The organism is Methylocystis parvus OBBP (assembly GCF_027571405.1).
Classification (GTDB): Bacteria; Pseudomonadota; Alphaproteobacteria; order Rhizobiales; family Beijerinckiaceae; genus Methylocystis; species Methylocystis parva.
Window position 1 is genome coordinate 789,428 of record NZ_CP092968.1, and the last position, 19,555, is coordinate 808,982.

Here is a 19,555-nt window from a genome sequence, read left to right on the forward strand (position 1 = left end):
CAACTTTGCCGTGTCGGTATTTACATTTCGCTGTCAAACATGGTCGCCAATCCGTTAAAGGGTGAAGAAGGCCATGTTTTTACGTCGCTTTTTACCGAGCTGCAGAGATCCGCTCTTCAGGGCAGCCGCACCGTCGCGATGGCGAGCGCGGCGACGCCCTCTCGCCGCCCGGTAAACCCCAGCTTCTCCGTCGTCGTCGCCTTGATCGCCACGCGGTCGAGCGGCATTTCCATAATCTCCGCGAGCGTCGCGCGGATGGCGTCGCGATGCGGGCCGACCTTCGGCGCCTCGCAGACGATGGTCGCGTCGATATGGGCGATCATGCCGCCCCGGTCGCGCACCAGCTTGCAGGCGTGGGCCAGAAAGATGCGCGAGGGCGCGCCTTTCCATTGCGGGTCCGAGGGCGGGAAGTGCGCGCCTATGTCGCCCTCCGCGATCGCGCCGAGAACGGCGTCGGTGATGGCGTGCATCAGCACATCGGCGTCGGAATGGCCGGCGAGCGCATGGCTGTGGGGAACGGCGACGCCGCCGAGCCAGACATGATCGCCCTCGGCGAAGGCGTGAACGTCATAACCCTGTCCCATGCGCACGTCGGGGAGCGAGGCGAAGGAAGGGGCTTTCAATTGATCCATGGCGCGGGCGAAATCCTCTGGCGTCGTGAGCTTGAAATTGGCGAGATCGCCCGGAAAGACGAAGACCGCATGGCCGGCCGCCTCGGCGACCATGGCGTCGTCGGTGAGTTCGCGCTCGGCCGCGGCCGCCGCGCGATGGGCGTCGAGAATGAGCGGGAAACGGAAAGATTGCGGCGTCTGCACGGCGCGCAACCGCGCGCGATCCGGCGTCGCGAAGACGAACCCCCCGGCGTCGATCTCCTTCACCGTATCGTTGAGCGCGACGCCGGGCGCGGCGGCCCCGTGAGCATTGGCGGCGTCGATCGCGCGGGCGATGAGGGCGGGGTCGGCGAAGGGGCGGGCGGCGTCGTGGATCAGCACGATGGCGGGCGCGCCTTCCTGGGCGATCGCCTCGAGCCCATTGCGGACGCTCTCCTGACGCGAGGGGCCGCCAAGAGCGGGCTCTGACAGCGCGGCCTGTTCCGCCGGGTTCAGCTCCGCTATGCTGTTCGCGTAGAGCTCGCGGTCGTCTGGATGAATGACGACCTTCAGCCGCGCCCGCGGCGCGCCGACGCGCAAGGCGCGAAGCGTCCGCGCGAGGACCGTCTCGCCGGCGAGCTCACGATATTGTTTGGGCAGACCTTCGCCGGCGCGCGAGCCGCGTCCGCCGGCGACGACAAGGATGGCGATTTCGGTTCCTGCGACCATGCCGCTCTGTGTCGCTTTTCCTTCCCTGCGTCAAATAGACAGAGACGCGGCGCAACGGCAATGTTGCAACTGCGAAGGAGCCTGCTTATAGTATGAGCACTATGACCAGTGCTGAAAATGTGGGCGCAGATATGCGTCCGCCGCTGCAAGTCGGGCCTGTCCAGCTATCCGGCCGCGCTTTTCTCGCGCCCATGGCCGGCGTCACCGATCCAGCCATGAGGCGAATTGCCGAGCGATTTGGCGCCAGCGCGGCCGTGAGCGAGATGATCACCGCGGCGGGCGTCGCTCGCGGCGACAGGGAGACGGCGCTGCGACTTGCTTCCGCCAGCGATACAAAATCCGCGCCGCGCGTCATCCAGATCGCCGCTCGAGACCGAGATGAAATCGCCGCCGCCGCCCGCTGCGCCGAGGAGGCGGGGGCCGATTGGGTCGACATCAATATGGGATGCCCCTGCAAGCGCGTGACCGGCGGGCTCGCGGGCGCCGCGCTGATGCGCGATCTCAACCAGGCGGCGGCGCTCATCGCCGCGGCGCGCAACGCCATACGCATTCCGCTCAGCGTAAAGATGCGTCTGGGATGGGACGACGCGACGCGCAACGCGGCCGAACTCGCGCGACGCGCCGAGGCCGAAGGCGCCAGCCTCGTCACCGTGCATGGCCGCACGCGCCAGCAATTCTATACGGGCCGGGCCGACTGGGCGGCGATCGCCGCCGTCAAACAGACGGTCGCAATCCCGGTCGTCGCCAATGGCGATTGCGGTAGCCCGCAAGACGCCGCGCAGATGCTGGCGCTTTCGGGCGCCGATGCGGTGATGGTCGGGCGCGCCGCGCAGGGCCGACCCTGGCTCGTCGGCGACATCGCGCATTATCTCGCGACCGGCCGCAAGCGCCACGCGCCCGGCCTGACGGAGCGGGGGGCCGTCGCCCGCGAGCATCTTGACGGTCTGCTCTCCCAAATGGGCGCCGGCGCGGGACTGCGCCACGCGCGCAAACATCTCGCTTCCTATGTCGATGACGCCTTTGGCGCGGAGAGCGCTTCGATGGTCGAGCTGCGCCGCGCCCTTGTGACGGCGAACCGGGCCGACGAGGCGTTTCGCTTGATCGACATTATTTTCAGCGCTGAGACCCAAGAGGCCGCCGCATGAGCTATTCGGACCGAACGGGACGCGACGACGCCCGGCGCAAGGATTTCGCGCCGCTCAAAATTATAGACGAGCGCAATCGAAGCTGCGTTCTCGAAGCCCTGCCGAACGCGCTTCTCACCGTCTCGCGCGAGGGGGCGATCGAGGACGCCAACGCCGCGGCCGAGAGCTTCTTCGAACTCGGAAAGCCCTTGCTCATCGGGCAGAGGATCGACCGGCTTCTGCCTTTCGGCTCGCCGCTCATCACGCTGATCCAGCATGTGCGGGACCGTGGCGCGGCGATCAACGAATATAAGATCGATGTCGGCCGGCCGGGGCAGGAGGGCGACCGGCGCGTCGACGTCCATTGCGCGCCGCTGCCGGAATCGGACGGCGCGGTCCTGGTTGTGCTGCAAGAACGTACAATTGCCGATAAAATAGACAGGCAGCTCAGCCATAGGGGCGCTGTGCGTTCAGTTTCCGGCCTCGCCTCAATGCTCGCCCACGAAATCAAGAACCCGCTGTCGGGAATTCGTGGCGCCGCACAATTGCTCGAGAGCGGGCTTTCGGATCAGGATCGGGCGCTGACGCGGCTCATCTGCGAGGAGACCGACCGCATCGTGCGGCTCGTCGACCGGATGGAGGTTTTTTCGGACGCGCGGCCGCTGAAGCGCGAGCGCGTCAATATCCATTCGGTGCTCGATCATGTAAAGCAGGTCGCGCAAAGCGGCTTTGCGCGCCGCATCAGGTTCGTAGAGAATTACGATCCGTCGCTGCCGCCCGTGCTGGCCAATCGCGACCAGCTCGTCCAGGCCTTCCTGAACCTCGTCAAAAACGCCGCTGAAGCGATCGGCGACGACGCCGTGGATGGCGAGATCGAGCTCTCGACGGCCTTCCGTCCAGGCGTGAGCCTGCGGGCGCTCGGCGCGCGCGGCGCCGTGGGTCTGCCGCTCGAATTCTGCGTGCGCGACAATGGTCCCGGCGTGCCGGACGACATCGCCGCTCATCTCTTCGACCCCTTTGTCACCACGAAATCTTCGGGGACTGGCCTGGGACTTGCACTCGTCGCGAAGATCGTCAACGACCACGGCGGCGTTATTGAATGCGAATCTCTTCCCCGACGTACGACCTTCCGAGTTCTGATGCCCATGTATCGCGCCAAGTCGGCCGAGAAGCCATCGGAAACAAAGAAGGAAGGTCGCTCATGACTCTTTGTCTGCGCGGGAGATCCTTTTGATGACGAGAGGCGAAATTCTGGTCGCCGACGACGACGCGGCCATCCGCACGGTCGTAGCGCAGGCCCTGTCGCGCGCCGGCTATGAGGTCCGCACGACGGGCACGGCCGCGACGCTCTGGCGTTGGGTGCAATCGGGCGAGGGCGACCTCGTCGTGACCGACGTCGTGATGCCGGACGAAAACGCTTTCGAACTGCTGCCGCGCATCAAGAAACTGCGCCCCGAGCTGCCCATTATCGTGATGAGCGCGCAGAACACTTTCATGACGGCGATACGCGCCTCGGAAAGGGGCGCCTATGACTATCTGCCCAAGCCCTTCGATCTGAAGGAGCTCGTCGGCATTGTCGGCCGAGCCATGGCCGAGCCGCGTAAGAACGCCGACGAGGCCGCGCCCGAAGAAATGGAGGGCATGCCGCTCGTCGGAAGATCGCCCGCGATGCAGGAGATCTACCGCTCGCTCGCGCGCCTGATGCAGACCGATCTGACGGTCATGATCAATGGCGAATCCGGCACGGGCAAGGAGCTCGTCGCGCGCGCTCTTCATGATTACGGAAAGCGTAAGAAGGGCCCCTTCGTCGCGGTCAACATGGCGGCGATCCCCCGCGACCTGATCGAGAGCGAGCTTTTCGGCCATGAGAAGGGCGCCTTCACCGGCGCCAATCAGAGATCGGCCGGCCGCTTCGAGCAGGCGGAGGGCGGCACGCTGTTTCTCGACGAAATCGGCGACATGCCGATGGAGGCGCAGACCCGGCTGCTTCGCGTGTTGCAGCAGGGCGAATATACGACCGTCGGCGGCCGCACGCCGATCAAGACCAATGTCCGCATCATCGCCGCGACCAACAAGGATCTGCGCGGGCTGATCCAGCAGGGCCTGTTCCGCGAGGACCTCTATTTCCGGCTCAACGTCGTGCCGCTGCGCCTGCCGCCGCTGCGCGAGCGCACCGAGGACATTCCCGACCTCGTGCACCACTTTTTCAAACAGGCGGCGAGCGAGGGCCTGCCGCAGAAATATATCGAGCAGGCCGCGCTCGACCGGATGAAGAAATATCGCTGGCCGGGAAACATCCGCGAGCTGGAGAATCTGATCCGCCGCCTCGCCGCGCTGCATCCGCAGGAGGTCATCTCCGACCAGCTCGTCGAGGCCGAACTCGAGCACGAGCTGCGCCAGGCGACCGTCGACAGCAAGCCGGCCGCGCCGGGCGCGGCGCCCTCCAGGGAGCTGGAAAACGGCCAGACGCTCTCGACCTCGGTGGAGCAGCATCTCGCCAAGCTCTTTCGCGACTGCGGCGACGGCCTCCCGCCGCCCGGCCTCTATCACCGCATCATCCGCGAGATCGAGATTCCGCTGATCTCGGCCGCGCTGGCGGCGACGCGGGGGAATCAGATCAAGGCGGCGGAGCTTCTGGGGCTGAACCGGAATACGTTGCGCAAAAAGGTCAATGATCTGGATATAAGGCTGATGCGCTCGCCGAGGTGAGAGAGAGGATGAGGCGGCCGTCCCAGTGTCTCAGGGGCTCTCAAAGGTGCCGCACCTCCATTACCCCACCCCACTTATCGTTTAGGTATTCGCATATGAGCCGCCTATGACATTGATGTGCCTTTTCCTCGGAACATAACAGACACGTGTCCTCGAACATTTCGGGCCGAAAGCGCTCCTCTATTTTCCGCTCGGCCATCAGCGCCAGAAAACGTCTCTCATAGACGCTCCAGTCGCACTTATCCTTTTTGTATTGCTTCAGCATGTCGTCCGCAGGCGCAAGCAAAGGTTGATGAACATAATGAATTCCCCCGATTTTTTTTAGGAAATAGGCCAAGTCGTCGGCCTTCGCAAATCCCGCAAGTTGGGACGTGTTGTGTAGGCGGACATCAACCAATTTCTTCACTCCAGCGCGAATTAGACGCTCGAAGAAATTTTCCGCGTTGGACTTTGTAAATCCGATAGTGCTGACCTTTGCGCGAACCAATGTTTACTCCGCGGCGACAGGAGGTGGCCGTCCTGGGTCGGACGTTGAAAATGCGACCTTTCTTGCTTGAAGCCTATAGGCGGTTTGAAGCCTTTCCTCGCGAGCGGAAAAAAGATCGTCCGCATTTTGTCCAACGAGCGTAAGGAGTTCTTCCTCAATCCGGGTCTGCGGTATCGTCGATCCCTTGGACATAATATGTTGCACGTCTATTCCGCGGCGCAGCAACTGCCTGCCAACAAGTAGACAACGATGGCAATCAAGCGGATGTTTCTCAGAGCACATCAGCGCGATGCGGTATCGTTCCCCGCCGGCCACAACACGGTCGATTCCAGCATTGAATGCTTCCGTCGACGCCATTTTCTCGTAGTCAGCGACACCCTCACAATAAAAATTTGCGCCTGTCGGGCGACCACCCAACTCCTTCCCGAGGAAGACATAGGCAATACCGTCCTGCTTCAACTCGCTACACAACTCCTTCTGGTTGAAGTGGGGAAGATACCGCGAGTAGGGGGACGTGCGCACATCCGCGACCGCGTCCACGCCCACCCGACGAAGCAACGTCAAAAATTGCTCGTAAGGCAGCGTGGAATGACCAATCGAGAAGATACCACGTAGCGTAACCAATGGGTCTCTCCGCTCCGATCATAGAACGCCATTAAGCATCATATAGCACTTAGGAACACCTTCGAAAGCGCGCGCCAAGCCAATCCTAAGGTGGATTTTTCCACGCTCGGGCAAAACCGCCTCGATTCCCCTGGTTCCACCTTCCCTCCAAGCATCTTGCAGTATCTTAGCCGATACCGCCACTTTGTACTGTTCTTGATCCGAATCTTCGAAAGTCGCTTTGAGTTTTAGTTCGCTTGATTGTGTTCTGAATTCCTCAAACCCAATAGACGACCGGTCAATCGCAATGCCGACGAGAGACCGGCACCGCGCGCCGGAGTCCACATAAACTCCTTGGCAAACGCCTCTATAAATCGAGTTGTGTTTAAGATCTGAGCCGAATGCCTCTGAGAGTCCGTTTGAGAATGGTTGAAGGCTTGTCGCTGGCGTGATTCAAGCACGGGATGTGGACCCGAGCGAATCGCGCCAAGATGGCCGCCATTGAAAAGCAAACCAAGCGGTATCCGACAGATTTGACCGACGAGGAGTGGACGCGCGTCGAGGCGTTTCTTCCGTCGCCAGCGCGGCGAGGACGAAAGCCCTCTGTGGAGTTGCGCGAGGTTTTGAACGCCATCCGCTACATCGCTCGCGCCGGCTGCGGCTGGCGCATGCTGCCGAAGGACTTTCCGCCTTGGCAGACCGTTTACTGGTGGTTTCGTCGCTTCATGCGCCGCTTTCTTTTCGAGACGATCCATGACGTGGCTCTGATGATCGACCGCGAGCGCGCGGGCCGCGAGGCGAGCCCTTCGGCAGGCGTCATCGATAGTCAGTCGGTGAAAGCGCCCGCCGCGAAAACCCGAGGCTACGACGCCGGCAAGAAGATCAACGGGCGCAAACGCCACATCGCCGTGGACACGGACGGACGGCTGCTCATGGTCAATCTGACGACGGCGGATATTTCCGACTCCGCGGGCGCGCAGCAGGTTCTCGACGCCATTCGTAAGCGCTGGCCGTGGATCAAACATCTATTCGCCGACGGCGCCTATGATCGAAGGAAACTCATGGATAAGGCGGCGTTCAAGGACTTCGTCGTCGAGATCGTGAAGCGCATCGACGCCGATCCAGGCTTCAAAGTCCTGCCGCGACGCTGGGTGGTTGAGCGAACCTTTGGCTGGATGACCCGCTGGCGACGCCTCGTGCGCGATTACGAAAAGCGCATCGACGTCTCCAAGGCCATGATCCACGTCGCTCTCGGTGGACTCCTCTTGCGCAGGATCGCGCACTGAAATCAATTCTCAAACGGACTCTGATAACGATTGATCTATTCTGGGCCGCTGCGGCCCAAGCCAATCCAAAAATGCCTGCTCAACGACTTCAATTTTCGCAGGATCAATATTCTGATCTTCAGTTGAATGGGGGTAAAAATTAGTTTTGGTCGGTCCAGTCGGTACGACATTAAGCGTAACGCCGGGAACTATTCCAAGTCGTGCGATCAAATCCAAAGTCCAATGGTGTCCGCCTAGAAGGGGCCGGATCATCCGTTTCTCCTTGGCGCACCAGCCAGCTACGCAAAACATATTATTATGCATTACCGTGACGTCAGTGATGAGAATTCTCAAAAGGTTCTCCAGTTTTGCAATGAGCCCGGGAAATGGGCGTTATCCGTGAAATTTTCAAGGCGGAGCCAATCGGAAGACGGTAATAGGGTTCAATTGGAGGCTCACCCAAACCGTTGCACATTTGCAACAGTCGCGGCCCCGGCCTATAAAACCGCATGGCCCAAGCGGACGATAAGGCACTGTCAGATGGCGGCAAAGGCGCGGGGCTGCGCGCCTGGTTCGGACCCGCCGTGGCCGTCGGCGCCGTGGGTTGCGCGCTCGCGACCTTTCTCATCACCGCCGAATTCGGCCTCTCGCCGACCGACAACCGACTCATCGCCCTGCTTGTCGCGAACGCGCTTTTTGTCGGCGTTCTGCTCGTCATGGTGGTCATCAAGGTCCGGCGCCTTTACCGCGTGTGGCGGCGGGGCGAGGCGGCGGCCCGCCTTCATGTGCGCGTTGTCGGCATTTTCTCGGTCATCGCGGTCATACCCGCGATCCTGCTCGCCATCGCCGGTTCGCTGACCCTGGAGCGCGCGCTGAACCCCGCCTTCATGAACGGGGTCAAGATTTTCGTTCACAACACCGCGCAGGCGGCGGAGGCGTTTCAGTCGAGCCAGTGCCAGGCTTTGCTGCAGGAGGCGCAGCTCACCGCCGCCGATCTCGACCGGGCGCGCGTGCTCTTCATCACCGACCGCAATTATTTCCACCAGATTTTCGATTCGCGCGCGAAATTCCTCGGCTTTTCCGTGGCGGCGCTGGTCAAGGCGAATGGCGAAATCGTCGATCGGGTGGACGTCGCCAAGAATGCGTCGGCCATCGTCATCGCGCCGCCGGATTCCGAGTTCGAGAACGCCCGCAAGGGCGAGCCGCTCTGCCTGATGATCGACGACGGCAAGAGCTTCGTGGCGCTCCGGGCGCTCGGCGCCTTCGAGAACACCTTCCTCTATGTCACCCGTCCGATCGATCCCTTCGCCGTCGAGTTCCCGAAACAGGCCGAGACTCTGATCAATCGCTACGACGCTTTCGACGGTTATCGCGCGGCGGTGCAGCGGGCCTTCGTGCTGATGTATGCGCTGCTCACCACCATCATGCTGCTCTCCTCCGTCTGGTTCGGCCTCGATTTCGCCGACAGGCTGGTGACGCCGATCCGCACGCTGATCGCCGCGACCGATCAGGTCTCGGCTGGCAATCTCGGCGTTCGGGTCAGGGTCGACCGTTCGCATGGCGAACTCGCCCGGCTGGGAGACGTCTTCAATAATATGACGACGGAACTGAACCTGCAGCAGAACCGCCTGCTGGAGGCCAACCGTCTCAACGACGAGCGCCGCGAATTTACGGAAGCCGTGCTGGCCGGCGTGCCGGCCGCCGTCATGGGCGTCGACTCGAACGGGATCGTGACGATCCTGAACCGGTCGGCGGAGGAATTGTCGCTCAACGACGCCAAGGGGCAGGCGACGGTCGGCGCGAGCATCGCCGACGTCATGCCCGAGATCGCGCCACTTCTGACCGATGCGTTGGAGCTCTTCCCGCGCGCGGTGCAAAGTCAGATCACGATCAAGCGCGGCTCGGCCGAGCGCACCTTCAACATTCGCGTCACGTCGGCGCGCGGGCTGGACGAGGGAACGCCCAGCTTCGTCGTCACGCTCGACGACATTACGGATCTCGTCACCGCGCAGCGGACTTCCGCCTGGGCCGACGTGGCGCGGCGAATCGCACATGAAATCAAGAATCCGCTGACGCCGATCCAGCTCTCCGCCGAGCGTCTGAAGCGCAAATACGGCAAACTGATCCAGGTCGACCGCGAAGTCTTCGACCAGTGCATCGATACGATCGTGCGTCAGGTCGACGACATCAAGCGCATGGTGGACGAGTTCTCGTCCTTCGCCCGCATGCCCAAGGCGCGGCCGGCGCGCGACGACCTCACGGAATGCGCGCGGCAGGTCGCCTTCCTGATGCGCGTCGGCAACGCCGATGTGGACATTGTCGAGAATTACAGGGAGTCGCCGATTTACGCGCAGTTCGACAGGCGGCTTCTCTCCCAGGCGCTCACCAACATCGTCAAGAACGCGGTCGAGGGCGTCGCCGCGCGGGAGCCAGAAAACGCCACAGAAAAGGGCCGGGTCGAGATCAACCTGTCCGTGCGCGACCGCATGGCGGAGATCGACGTTATCGACAATGGTAAGGGCTTTCCGGCGATGAACCGGCAAAGGCTGCTGGAACCCTATATGACGACGCGCGCGGACGGCACAGGCCTGGGTCTGCCGATCGTCGCGAAGATTATCGAGGACCACGGCGGACGGTTGGAGCTTCTCGATGCGCCGAAGGGGCGGGGGGCCTGCGTGAGGCTCGTCCTGCCGCTGGCGGATGGCGGCAAGCTTCTGGATGAGCCGGCGACGGCGCACAATTCTGAAACGAGCGGGGCGTAATGGCGAGCGATATTCTGATCGTCGACGACGAACAAGACATCCGCGAGCTGGTCGCGGGCATTCTGGGCGACGAGGGGCATGGCGCCCGCACAGCCAAGGACGCGGACGACGCGCTGGCCGCGATCGCGTTCCGGCGCCCCCATCTGGTCTTTCTCGATATCTGGCTGCAGGGCTCCCGCCTTGACGGGCTGCAGGTGCTGGAGCAGATCCAGAAGCAGCACAAAGGCTTGCCGGTCGTCATGATTTCCGGTCACGGCAATATCGAGACGGCCGTCAGCGCCATCAAGATCGGCGCCTATGACTTCATCGAAAAGCCCTTCAAGGCCGACAGGCTGGTGCTCGTGGCTGAGCGCGCGCTCGAAGCCTATCAGCTCCGCCGCGAATTGTCGGCGCTGCGCCAGAGGGCGGGGGCCTTCGACCGCATCGTCGGCAATTCGCCGGCCGCGCATCAGCTTCAGCAACTGATCGCCCGCGTCGCGCCTGTAAATTCCCGCGTGCTCATCACAGGCGCGCCGGGCACGGGCAAGGAGCTGGCCGCCCGCTGCATCCATGAGGCCTCGGCGCGCGCCGGCGGACCCTTCGTCGTCATCAATTCGGCGACGATCACGCCGGAGAATATGGAGATCGAACTTTTCGGCCGGGAAGGGCCGGACGGCGAGCGGAAGATCGGCGCGCTGGAAGAGGCTCATGGCGGCACGCTCTTCCTCGACGAGATCGCCGACATGCCCAAGGACACGCAGGCGAAGATTCTCCGCGTCCTCGTGGACCAGACCTTCCAGCGCGTCGGCGGCGCGACGAAAGTGCAGGTCGACGTGCGCGTCATTTCGTCATCTGCCCGCGATCTCGCCGTCGCGATCGAGGACGGCGCGCTTCGCGAGGATCTCTTCCATCGCCTTGCGGTTGTGCCGATCCGCGTGCCGTCCCTGGCCGAGCGTCGGGAGGATATTCCCTCCTTGATCGAATATTTCATGGAGAATATGTCGCTGGCCTCGGGCATGCCGCGGCGTCAAATCGCCGAGGACGCGCTCGCCGTCCTGCAGTTGCACGATTGGCCCGGGAACATCCGTCAGTTGAAGAATAACGTCGAGCGGCTGATGATCCTCACCACCGGCGAACCCGGCGCGACGATCACGGCGGAGATGCTTCCGGCCGATGTCGGCGAACTCGTGCCGGCGACGCCGGCCGGCGTTCGCGGCGAAAAACTGATGAGCCTGCCGCTGCGCGAGGCGCGGGAAGTCTTCGAACGCGAATATCTCGTGGCTCAGCTCAACCGCTTTTCCGGCAATATTTCGCGAACCGCGGAATTCATCGGAATGGAGAGATCAGCCCTCCACAGGAAGTTGAAGTCACTGTCTATTGAATAATAAAATCAGTACGTTATAACTTGAACTTAAAGCTGAGATTTAAATCTTTGCCGATTGGGTCAGATAGCGCTGGCGTCCCGGGCCGGCGCGGCGTGCGCTATCTCCGGGCCGCGCCTCGCTGTCTTGGGCGACCGGTCTGGAGGGAGTCGTTCACGCCGCTCGCGTCACGCGTAAAAAGCCGGCCTGCCGGCAGTTCGGCATCCGGCTGATCGCACCGCCTGGATCGCACCTTCAGCAAGAGGATGAAGCGCTTTAACGCGCCCATGCCTCACATCGCCGACGCACGGAACAGCGTCCTCATCCTCCAATCGCCTGACGGCGCTGCTCGACGCGAGCATGCCCCGCCCCCGCCGGAGCCGGGGCGAGACATGCGCTCAAAGCCCTGATTGGATTTTGATAATTCACTGCAGGGTTGCGCCGTTTGGATCTCGCCTGGCGGCATCCGTCCGATCTTATTGGCTACGCTACCGATCGAAAATTTCTTATCAGCCGCAGCCAGTCGGGAGACGCAAACTCGCCTCCTCCACGACTTCCGCCTTGCGCTCGGACAGTCGAAGGGTTCTAATGTCGCCTTGCGGCGGCCAATCAAAAAACATAACCGCGGGGGGCGGCTCAAACCGCTCGGCTCAATCAGAAAAAAGAACAGGACAGCCGATGTCGTCGGAGCGTTCGCAAAATCTACAGGATACATTTCTCAATTTCGTCAGGAAAAACAAAGTTCCGCTTACGATCTTCCTCGTCAACGGCGTGAAGCTGCAGGGCATCGTTACCTGGTTCGACAATTTCTGCCTGCTTCTGCGTCGGGACGGCCACTCGCAACTCGTCTATAAGCACGCCATATCGACGATCATGCCGGGGCATCCGATCCAGATGTTCGAGCCTGGCGAGGACGAGGGGCCGGCGGAGAAGCAGCGGTAAGCGGATTGAACGACGAACTTGCAGGAGAAGAACGCGCGCTCGGCGACGACCGGACGCGCGCGATTGTGGTTGGGCCTTATCCTTCCAAGGGCCCGGCGTCGCTTTCACGCGATCCCGGAGCGCGGCTGGCTGAGGCCGTAGGCCTGGCCCAGGCGATCGATCTCGACATTGTCGGCGAGGTGCCGGTTGCGCTGAACGATGTTCGGCCCGCGACCTATCTCGGCAAGGGGAAGGTCGAGGAGATCGGCGAGACCGTCAAGGCGGCGGAAGCCGGCCTTGTCAGCATGGATTGCCAGCTCTCCCCGGTGCAGCAGCGGAACCTGGAAAAAGCCTGGGGCGCCAAGGTCATCGACCGCACGGGGCTCATTCTCGAGATTTTCGGGCAGCGCGCCAGAACGAAGGAGGGCGCGCTTCAGGTGGAGCTCGCCCATCTCGCTTATCAGAAATCCCGGCTCGTCCGCTCCTGGACCCATCTCGAGCGCCAGCGGGGCGGCTTCGGCTTTCTCGGCGGCCCCGGCGAAACCCAGATCGAGACTGACCGTCGCCTCATTGAAGAACGGATGCGCCGCATCGAGCACGACCTCGACAAGGTCAAGCGCACGCGCGGCCTGCACCGCAAGACGCGGCGCGAGGTTCCTTACCCGGTGGTCGCGCTCGTGGGCTACACCAACGCCGGAAAGTCGACGCTTTTCAATCGCCTGACGAAGGCTGAGGTCCTCGCGCAGGATATGCTTTTCGCGACGCTCGATCCGACCTTGCGCCAGATCCGCCTGCCGCATGGCGCGCGCGTGCTGCTCTCCGACACGGTCGGCTTCATCTCCGACCTGCCCACCATGCTCGTTTCCGCCTTCCGCGCCACGCTAGAGGAGGTGACGCTGGCGGACGTCATTCTGCATGTCAGAGACGTCTCGCATGAGGATTCCGAGGCGCAGGCGCGCGACGTCGAGGCGATTCTGGAGGAACTGGGTCTCAAGGGCGAGGCCGAGGGCCGGATCATCGAAGTTTGGAACAAGGTCGACTGCCTCGACGCCGAGCGGCTGGAATCGATGCGCGTCGCGGCGCGCGGCTACGATCTTCGGCGTCGGCCGGCGCTCGTCTCGGCCCTGACGGGCGAGGGGCTCGACGATCTCCTGACGCGGATCGAGAATGTTCTGGCGGAGAGCCGGACGACCCTCGCATTGGAGCTGCCGCCGGAAGACGGGCAGGGGCTTGCCTGGCTTCACGCCCATGCCGAGGTGCTGTCGCGCGAGACGGCGGATGACGGACGCTCCCGTCTTCTTGTCCGCGTCGCGCCAGAGCGCGTCGACGAGGTCATGCGCCGATACGCCGCCGCGCGGAGCCAATAAAGTGCACTGGCTTTATCTCGCCATCGCGATCGTGTCCGAGGTCGCGGGCTCTTCGGCCCTGCCCGCCGCGCAGGGCTTTCGCAACCCGCTGCCCTCGGCTCTGGTCATTGCGGGCTATATCTCCGCCTTCTATTTCCTGTCGCTGACGCTGGAAGCGATTCCGCTCGGCGTGGCCTACGCCATCTGGTCCGGAGTCGGCCTCGCCCTGATCTCCGTCGCTGGCTGGGTATTTTACCGGCAAGCTATGGGCGCGGTGGAAATCGCGGGCATTCTGCTGATCGGCGCGGGCGTCGTGATCCTGAAATTCGGAAGCGGCGCGCGCTAATCCGCGCCGAGGAAGGCCGGCAGCATCCGCTTCAGCGCGCGGTCCTTCATCACATAGTGATGCGCCAGCGCGGCGGATGCGTGCAAGACCGCGAGCAGGACGAGCGCGTGCGCCAGCAGCTCGTGGATTTCCTTGGAGTAATGCTTGAGCTCGCGGTTCCGGGGCCAGGGCGAGGGGATGTCGACGACGCCGAAGAGCGAGAGCGGCTCGCCGCCATGGAAAAGCGTCACGACTCCGACGACCGGGACAGCGACCAGCAGGGCGTAAAGAGCGAGGTGAACAAGTCTGGTCGCGAGCAGGGCTGGCGCGCCGAAACGTGTCGTCTCCAAAGCGGGGGCAGGGGTCACGAAGCGCCAGACGACGCGCAGCAGGAGCAGCAGCGCGACCATTTCGCCGAGGATGACATGGACGAACTCGCCCATATGACGGATCGAGCCCTTCGGAAGGTCATCGCCAAGGACGCCGAGCGTCCAGGCCGCGGCGACGAAAAGGACCGTCAGCCAGTGGAAGGCCTGCGCCGGCGGACTATAGCGGAGCGCGGCGGTGGAAGCGTCGGACATGACGGTCTCCATGGGGCGCGTGGAGAATGGCGCGGCGCGACATTCCAATCAAGGCGACGAGGCGTCGCGGCGTCAGTCGAGTCGCGAAGCGGAAACGGCTCGCAAGGCAGGGCAATCAGGTGAAGGACGACCAACCTCGCCCTCATGCTGAGCCGCCGCAGGCGGCGTCTCAAAGCACGAGGGCGAGCTCCAGATTTCGGGAAATGAAGGGTTTCCTCGTCCTTCGAGACGCGAGCTTCGCTCACTCCTCAGGATGAGGAAACCTTCATCCGATCGCCCTTGGCTCGCAAGGTCAGTCCTCTTTGTTCTTTTCCAGCCGTTTCGCTTCCGACCACAGCGCCTCCATCTCGTCGAGCGGGGCGGCCTCGGGCGATGAGCCCATCTCCTTCAACCGGCGCTCAATATGGCGAAAGCGCCGCTCGAATTTGGCGTTGGCGCCGCGCAACGCCTGTTCGGGATCGACCTTGGCGTGCCGCGCGAGATTGGAGACGACGAAAAGAAGGTCGCCAATCTCTTCCTCCAGCGCCTTCGCGTCGATCTGGCCGGCCGCCAGCTCGGCCGCGACCTCATCCGTTTCCTCTCGAATCTTGCCCATCACATGAAGGGCGTCGTTCCAGTCGAAACCGACTGTCGACGCCTTCTGCTGAAGCTTCACCGCGCGGGTCAAAGCGGGCAGGGCAAGCGGGACTCCGGCGAGCAGGCTCGCGGGAGCAGGGACTCCCTTGGCGGCTTTCTCGGCCGCCTTGATCTCACTCCACTGCGCCGTCACGCCGTCGGGGGTCTTGGCTCCGCCGTCGCCGAAAACATGCGGATGTCGGCGGATGAGCTTGTCGCAGATCGCGGCGACGACGTCGGGGAAGGCGAAGGCGCCCTGCTCTTCGGCCATGCGCGCGTGAAAGACCACCTGCAGCAGAAGGTCGCCGAGTTCGTCCTTCAGATCGCCGAGCTCGCCGATTTCGATCGCCTCGACGACCTCATAGGCTTCTTCGATCGTGTAAGGCGCGATGGAGCGAAAATCCTGCTCAAGGTCCCATGGGCAACCCGTGCCGGGCGTGCGCAGGGCCGCCATGATTTCTAAGAGACGCGCTGTGTCGCCTGACATGGGCGATGGCCCTTCCTGCAAAAGGAAACGCCGCGCTCCCTGATGGAAACGCGGCGTTCGGATCGTATATCGCTGCTCGATTAATCCAGCGTGATGGACAGCGCCTCGCGGCCCTTGGCGGTGTCCACGACCTGCATGGTCACCGGCTGACCTTCGAGAAGGCGCTGCACGCCCGACGGGCCGAGGATCGAGATGTGGACGAAAACGTCCTTTCCGCCATCATTCGACTGGACGAAGCCGAAGCCCTTGGTCTCGTCGAACCACTTCACCTTGCCGGAAACCGGCACGGCGGTCGAGGGATCGGGGGCCTGACGGCGCGGACGGGGACCGCCGCCGCCACCGCCGCCAAAGTCGCCGCGCGGGGGCGGAGGAGCGCGTTCGGCGGCGCCGGCGAGATCCACGTCGAGAATGCGCTGAACCTGCTGGCCCTTCACGGAGCTGGTCACAACGACCTGCAGCTTCGCGCCCGGCGGCAAGCTCTCATATCCCGCCGCCTGCACGGCTCCGATATGAAGGAAGGCGTCGCCCGTGCCGTTGGCGAGCTCGACGAAGCCGAAGCCTTTATCCGGCTTGAACCACTTCACAATGGCGTCGACGGCGGGCTCGTTGCCCATTATCGGGGGCGCCGAGTCCGGGAAACCGCCGCCGCCGAACGGCGACCTCGGGGCCCGACCGGGCCGCGGGGCGTCATAGCCGAACGGGCCGTCATCATCGAACCCACGCTTGCGGGGTCCCCGGAAATCTCTACCTTTGCTCATCTCTTACCTGCTCGTCTCCGCCAAAAACGGCAAGACTTTTATGCCAAACGCGTGCGCCCATGCGACATCGCTCGGGCGCGAAAAATGCGTCCGTCCGAAACGATGGGATGTTGCCAGTTTGAATGCCATATAGTCCCGCGCGGCGTAGGTTTTAGCAGATATCGGGCCGAACTGGCCAGAATTTTTCGTGGGTCCATCGAAAAAACCCAAGAAACGCCATGGTCCGGCTCAGCCGGAAGCGTCGAGACGCACGCGTCCCGCCTTGCTTTTCAAGGCTTTTCGTGCAAGCCGGGCGCAATAAGGCGCGATGATGGCGAGGGTTCGCCCCGACGGCGACGAATTAGCGCCGCGCGACGGCGCGAATGCGAATCTGCGCCGAAATTTCTTTGAGTTGGATCGCGATTTTGCGAAGGTAGGCGGGGCTGAACGAGCCGATTGGCTTCGGAGATTCCAAGTCATAGGCTTCGTCGCCCTGAACGAAATTATATTCGTCGAAAATCAGATAAGAAGGAAAGTCAAGCCCGCCGCGCCGGCACTCGATTTCGCTGGTCGCAAGGTGTGGGCGGTCGGCGCCCGGATTTTGCGAGGTGACGGGAAGGAGAAACAGGCGCGCCGGCGTTGTCGCCGTCCGGACGACGACACAGACCGGCCGCGATTTGCGGCCCATTTCCTCGCCGGCGTCAGCTTGGCGAGCCCACAGATAGCCGTAGCGAAGAACGTCGCCGGCCTTAATCGATTATGGCGTCGAGGCCGCGCATCAGCTCGTCGTGAACGTTGTCGGGCGCGCCTTCGAGCGTGAAGGCGGGTTGAGGGCGTCCGACGAGCTGGCGGTAGCGGTCGGCCGACAGGATGATGAGACGTTCCCGGCCGTATTTGGTCAAGGCGACGGGTTCGCTGAGGGCGTTTTCGAGAATTTCGCCGCTCAGGCGATTCATGTCGGAAAAGGAAAATTGTTTCATGGGCGCGCTCCGAGAGTAGGTAACTTACCTAAGTTACCTAATATCGGCAAGCGGCGCTGAAAAAGGCCGAGCGCTCATAGGCGCGACTTCCTATATTCATGATTCGCATAATCGATATTATGGAACCAAAAACGCCATCCCGGCAGGAGGGACGGGTTAATATGCGCGCCGACGGAAATATCCGCCGACGCATTTGCGCGGACAGTCCGGAACCTACCACCTTGGCCGGACCCGGGCGCCGATTTTTTCAAATTATGGAAAATTCGCCGCTAATCGCGCCGGTCTTGCAGTTCGATCTGCAGCCCGTCATAGGCCGGCTCGACATTGGCCGGCAGCACCGCGGCGAGCGCGTCGTAATCGAGATCGACATGCAGGTCGGTCAGAACGGCGCGCTTGGGGCGATAGAGATCGATGAAGGCCAGCGCCTGTTCGACGGATAGATGCGTGCCGTGGCGCTGCCAGCGCAGCGCATCGATGATCCAGAGGTCGAGGCCCTCCAGAAATCGCGAACTCTCCGGCGGGATGGCGTTGAGGTCCGGCGTATAGGCCAGATTGCCGAAGCGGAAGCCCAGCGCGTCCATATCGCCATGGTCGAGCCGGAAAGGCGTCGCCTCGAGCGCACCGCCGGGGCCGTCGATCGTCACGGGCCGTCCGGGGTGCAGCCGGCGCTCGGTCATCAGCGGCGGATAGTAGCTGCCCGGGGGCGTGACGAAGATATAGCCGAATTTCTGCGTGACCTCGCGCGAGGTCGGCTCGTCCATATAGGCCGGGATGCGCCGGCCGTTCTGGATCACGAGGCCGCGCAGATCGTCTATTCCGTGGGTGTGGTCGGCGTGCGGATGCGTGTAGAGCACGGCGTCGAGCCGCTTCACGTCGGCGGCGATGAGTTGCTCGCGCAGATCAGGCCCGGTATCGACCAGCGCCTGCGTCGCCACGGCCTCGTGATCGCCTTGCGCCACGAGGATCGAGCAGCGGCGGCGGCGGTTCTTCGGGTTTTCGGGATTGCACCTGCCCCAGCCCTGCCCGACCCGCGGCACGCCGCCCGACGACGCGCAGCCCAGTATCGTGACGGTCAGCGTCAAGCCGCTTGCTCCAGAGGCGGCATCTTGGAGAAGAGCCGCAGCGCGTTCCCGGTCGTGACGCGGGCGAGCTCGGCCTCCGAGACGCCCTTGATCTCCGCAAGCAGCCTCGCTGTGTCGACGACATAGGCCGGCTCGTTGCGCTTGCCGCGATGCGGGACGGGCGCAAGGAAAGGCGCGTCGGTCTCGACCAGCATCTTCTCGAGCGGAACGGCCTTGGCGGTCTCGCGCAGATCCGCCGAGTTCTTGAAGGTCACGACGCCGGAGAAAGAAATGTAGAGCCCGAGCTCGATCGCGGTTTCGGCGAGCTCGCGGCTCGAGGTGAAGCAATGGAGCAGGGCCGGGAAGGCGCCCTTCCCCATTTCCTCGCGCAGGATCGCGGCGCAATCATCGTCGGCGTCGCGCGTATGGATGACGAGCGGCAGACCGGTCTCGCGCGCGGCGGAGATATGCGTGCGGAAGACACGTTGCGACACCTCGCGCGGCGCGCGGTCGTAATGATAGTCGAGCCCCGCCTCGCCGAGTCCCACGCATTTGGGGTGCTGCGACAGCGTCACGAGTTGCTCGACCGTCGGCTCGGCTTCTTCATGCGAATGATGCGGGTGGGTGCCGACGGTGCAGAACACGTCCGGATAGGCTTCCGCCACCGCCTTCACGCGGTCGAAGCGCGAAAGATGGGTGGAGATGGTGATCATTCTGCCGACGCCGCGCGCCTTGGCGCGGGCGACGATCTCCGCCTGTTCGGGCGCGAAATCCGGGAAGTCGAGATGGCAATGGGTGTCGATGAGCATCGTTGCGGTCCAGAAACGGAAGCGGAGACCGTCGCCTTGCGGTTCGCCGACCCCGGCTAACCAGCGGCTTTTGACGACAATCAG

General features: G+C 63.1%; 19 protein-coding genes. 9 read left to right on the top strand and 10 right to left on the bottom strand.

Features of this window, described 5'->3' with window-relative positions; genetic code table 11:
• Positions 1-116: 116 nt before the first annotated feature.
• Positions 117-1,319: a bifunctional 2-C-methyl-D-erythritol 4-phosphate cytidylyltransferase/2-C-methyl-D-erythritol 2,4-cyclodiphosphate synthase gene (locus MMG94_RS03920; protein ID WP_016918629.1), complete on the bottom strand. Its 1,203-nt coding sequence runs from the start codon at positions 1,317-1,319 to the stop codon at positions 117-119.
• A 101-nt stretch (positions 1,320-1,420) separates the two neighbouring features.
• Here MMG94_RS03920 and dusB point away from each other — a divergent pair, with 101 nt between their 5' ends.
• From dusB to ntrC, 3 genes are read left to right on the top strand one after another with little or no spacing between them, the layout of a single operon-like run.
• On the top strand, positions 1,421-2,464 hold the full coding sequence (dusB, locus tag MMG94_RS03925) for a tRNA dihydrouridine synthase DusB (protein ID WP_154420292.1): 1,044 nt from the start codon (positions 1,421-1,423) through the stop codon (positions 2,462-2,464).
• Positions 2,461-3,648: a two-component system sensor histidine kinase NtrB gene (locus MMG94_RS03930; protein ID WP_016918627.1), complete on the top strand. Its 1,188-nt coding sequence runs from the start codon at positions 2,461-2,463 to the stop codon at positions 3,646-3,648. Before dusB ends, MMG94_RS03930 begins: the two co-directional genes overlap by 4 nt.
• Before the next feature lie 28 nt (positions 3,649-3,676).
• On the top strand, positions 3,677-5,152 hold the full coding sequence (gene ntrC / locus MMG94_RS03935) for a nitrogen regulation protein NR(I) (RefSeq protein ID WP_016918626.1): 1,476 nt from the start codon (positions 3,677-3,679) through the stop codon (positions 5,150-5,152).
• Positions 5,153-5,192: 40 nt separating this feature from the next.
• On the opposite strand, the gene MMG94_RS03940 is transcribed toward ntrC, so the two are convergent.
• Complete coding sequence (locus MMG94_RS03940; RefSeq protein WP_016918625.1) at positions 5,193-5,639, bottom strand: DUF488 domain-containing protein; 447 nt, start codon at positions 5,637-5,639, stop codon at positions 5,193-5,195.
• 3 nt (positions 5,640-5,642) lie between these two features.
• Positions 5,643-6,263: a DUF488 domain-containing protein gene (locus MMG94_RS03945; RefSeq protein WP_016918624.1), complete on the bottom strand. Its 621-nt coding sequence runs from the start codon at positions 6,261-6,263 to the stop codon at positions 5,643-5,645.
• 443 nt (positions 6,264-6,706) lie between these two features.
• Here MMG94_RS03945 and MMG94_RS03950 point away from each other — a divergent pair, with 443 nt between their 5' ends.
• The 6 genes from MMG94_RS03950 to MMG94_RS03975 all read left to right on the top strand — a co-directional run bounded on the left by MMG94_RS03950 (position 6,707) and on the right by MMG94_RS03975 (position 14,222).
• Positions 6,707-7,528, top strand: coding sequence for an IS5 family transposase (locus MMG94_RS03950; RefSeq protein ID WP_016922197.1), 822 nt, complete (start codon positions 6,707-6,709; stop codon positions 7,526-7,528).
• 488 nt (positions 7,529-8,016) lie between these two features.
• Positions 8,017-10,269, top strand: a complete 2,253-nt coding sequence (locus MMG94_RS03955; RefSeq protein WP_016921089.1) for a sensor histidine kinase NtrY-like — start codon at positions 8,017-8,019, stop codon at positions 10,267-10,269.
• A complete protein-coding gene (gene ntrX, locus MMG94_RS03960; RefSeq protein ID WP_016921090.1) occupies positions 10,269-11,633 on the top strand; it encodes a nitrogen assimilation response regulator NtrX in 1,365 nt (454 codons plus the stop codon). The genes MMG94_RS03955 and ntrX overlap by 1 nt, the downstream gene beginning before the upstream one ends.
• Before the next feature lie 654 nt (positions 11,634-12,287).
• Positions 12,288-12,551, top strand: a complete 264-nt coding sequence (hfq, locus tag MMG94_RS03965) for an RNA chaperone Hfq (protein WP_016921091.1) — start codon at positions 12,288-12,290, stop codon at positions 12,549-12,551.
• Positions 12,552-12,556: 5 nt separating this feature from the next.
• Positions 12,557-13,897 (top strand): GTPase HflX, encoded by a 1,341-nt coding sequence (gene hflX, locus MMG94_RS03970; RefSeq protein WP_016921092.1) that lies wholly within the window; start codon positions 12,557-12,559, stop codon positions 13,895-13,897.
• A 1-nt stretch (position 13,898) separates the two neighbouring features.
• A complete protein-coding gene (locus tag MMG94_RS03975; RefSeq protein WP_016921093.1) occupies positions 13,899-14,222 on the top strand; it encodes a DMT family transporter in 324 nt (107 codons plus the stop codon).
• Here the strand turns inward: MMG94_RS03975 and MMG94_RS03980 are convergent.
• The 7 genes from MMG94_RS03980 to MMG94_RS04010 form a co-directional block, all read right to left on the bottom strand.
• Positions 14,219-14,782, bottom strand: coding sequence for a cytochrome b (locus MMG94_RS03980; RefSeq protein ID WP_026016422.1), 564 nt, complete (start codon positions 14,780-14,782; stop codon positions 14,219-14,221). The genes MMG94_RS03975 and MMG94_RS03980 overlap by 4 nt on opposite strands.
• Before the next feature lie 292 nt (positions 14,783-15,074).
• Positions 15,075-15,884, bottom strand: coding sequence for a nucleoside triphosphate pyrophosphohydrolase (mazG, locus tag MMG94_RS03985; RefSeq protein ID WP_040579421.1), 810 nt, complete (start codon positions 15,882-15,884; stop codon positions 15,075-15,077).
• 80 nt (positions 15,885-15,964) lie between these two features.
• Positions 15,965-16,642 (bottom strand): cold-shock protein, encoded by a 678-nt coding sequence (locus MMG94_RS03990; protein WP_026016424.1) that lies wholly within the window; start codon positions 16,640-16,642, stop codon positions 15,965-15,967.
• 340 nt (positions 16,643-16,982) lie between these two features.
• Positions 16,983-17,309, bottom strand: a complete 327-nt coding sequence (locus MMG94_RS03995; protein WP_016921097.1) for a hypothetical protein — start codon at positions 17,307-17,309, stop codon at positions 16,983-16,985.
• Between the two features lie 61 nt (positions 17,310-17,370).
• Positions 17,371-17,601 (bottom strand): hypothetical protein, encoded by a 231-nt coding sequence (locus tag MMG94_RS04000; RefSeq protein ID WP_016921098.1) that lies wholly within the window; start codon positions 17,599-17,601, stop codon positions 17,371-17,373.
• A 269-nt stretch (positions 17,602-17,870) separates the two neighbouring features.
• Positions 17,871-18,683 carry an MBL fold metallo-hydrolase gene (locus tag MMG94_RS04005; protein WP_016921099.1) on the bottom strand — a complete coding sequence of 271 codons (813 nt, stop codon included), beginning with the start codon at positions 18,681-18,683 and terminating at the stop codon, positions 17,871-17,873.
• A complete protein-coding gene (locus tag MMG94_RS04010; RefSeq protein WP_016921100.1) occupies positions 18,680-19,471 on the bottom strand; it encodes a TatD family hydrolase in 792 nt (263 codons plus the stop codon). Before MMG94_RS04010 ends, MMG94_RS04005 begins: the two co-directional genes overlap by 4 nt.
• Positions 19,472-19,555: the final 84 nt, after the last annotated feature.

What these genes read in the sequence shown, in the direction of transcription:
- MMG94_RS03920 (WP_016918629.1), bottom strand. Translation starts at nt 1,319, where the DNA reads ATGGTCGCAGGAACCGAAATCGCCATCCTTGTCGTCGCCGGCGGACGC.
- dusB (WP_154420292.1), top strand. Translation starts at nt 1,421, where the DNA reads ATGACCAGTGCTGAAAATGTGGGCGCAGATATGCGTCCGCCGCTGCAA.
- MMG94_RS03930 (WP_016918627.1), top strand. Translation starts at nt 2,461, where the DNA reads ATGAGCTATTCGGACCGAACGGGACGCGACGACGCCCGGCGCAAGGAT.
- ntrC (WP_016918626.1), top strand. Translation starts at nt 3,677, where the DNA reads ATGACGAGAGGCGAAATTCTGGTCGCCGACGACGACGCGGCCATCCGC.
- MMG94_RS03950 (WP_016922197.1), top strand. Translation starts at nt 6,707, where the DNA reads ATGTGGACCCGAGCGAATCGCGCCAAGATGGCCGCCATTGAAAAGCAA.
- MMG94_RS03955 (WP_016921089.1), top strand. Translation starts at nt 8,017, where the DNA reads ATGGCCCAAGCGGACGATAAGGCACTGTCAGATGGCGGCAAAGGCGCG.
- ntrX (WP_016921090.1), top strand. Translation starts at nt 10,269, where the DNA reads ATGGCGAGCGATATTCTGATCGTCGACGACGAACAAGACATCCGCGAG.
- hfq (WP_016921091.1), top strand. Translation starts at nt 12,288, where the DNA reads ATGTCGTCGGAGCGTTCGCAAAATCTACAGGATACATTTCTCAATTTC.
- MMG94_RS03980 (WP_026016422.1), bottom strand. Translation starts at nt 14,782, where the DNA reads ATGTCCGACGCTTCCACCGCCGCGCTCCGCTATAGTCCGCCGGCGCAG.
- mazG (WP_040579421.1), bottom strand. Translation starts at nt 15,884, where the DNA reads ATGTCAGGCGACACAGCGCGTCTCTTAGAAATCATGGCGGCCCTGCGC.
- MMG94_RS03990 (WP_026016424.1), bottom strand. Translation starts at nt 16,642, where the DNA reads ATGAGCAAAGGTAGAGATTTCCGGGGACCCCGCAAGCGTGGGTTCGAT.
- MMG94_RS03995 (WP_016921097.1), bottom strand. Translation starts at nt 17,309, where the DNA reads ATGGGCCGCAAATCGCGGCCGGTCTGTGTCGTCGTCCGGACGGCGACA.
- MMG94_RS04000 (WP_016921098.1), bottom strand. Translation starts at nt 17,601, where the DNA reads ATGAAACAATTTTCCTTTTCCGACATGAATCGCCTGAGCGGCGAAATT.
- MMG94_RS04010 (WP_016921100.1), bottom strand. Translation starts at nt 19,471, where the DNA reads ATGCTCATCGACACCCATTGCCATCTCGACTTCCCGGATTTCGCGCCC.